The following is a 428-nucleotide window of genomic DNA, read 5'->3' on the forward strand; positions in this document are numbered from 1 at the left end:
TTGAGTGTTGCGGTTTCACTTAATGTAGTGGTATTACCGGCGTTATCACTAACGCTTGCTTCAATAGTGAGTGGACCATCAGTTAACGCGTTCGGTACATCTGCTGACCAGCTGCCATCGGCTTGTACTGTTGCAGTAAACGTTTCTGTATTATCTGCATCCGTGACGTTAATCGTTATAACCGTGCCTACTGGCGCGTTCGATGTCCCGCTGATTGTTGGCGTGCTGTCGTTGGTTGCGCCGACTGTGTCTAACGTCAGTGTTGGCGCTAAGGTATCTAAGTTGCCCGTTTGTGTCGCGCCACCGGTGTTGCCTGCATCATCGGTGATACTGGCTTGCACGGTGTAGCTTCCATCCGGTAATTCAGGGCTGGTTGCTTGCCAATCACCGTTTGCATCCACGGTGGCGGTGATTGGGTGTTCATCACC

Annotated in this window: 1 protein-coding gene; it reads right to left on the minus strand. The window is 51.6% G+C overall.

Annotated elements, in window-relative coordinates:
• A partial coding sequence (locus H5157_RS20705; RefSeq protein ID WP_182725424.1) for an Ig-like domain-containing protein occupies window positions 1-428 on the minus strand: 428 nt, incomplete at both ends.

Origin of the sequence: Pseudoalteromonas sp. SG43-3 (assembly GCF_014164385.1) — a bacterium.
Taxonomy (GTDB): Bacteria; Pseudomonadota; Gammaproteobacteria; order Enterobacterales; family Alteromonadaceae; genus Pseudoalteromonas; species Pseudoalteromonas distincta.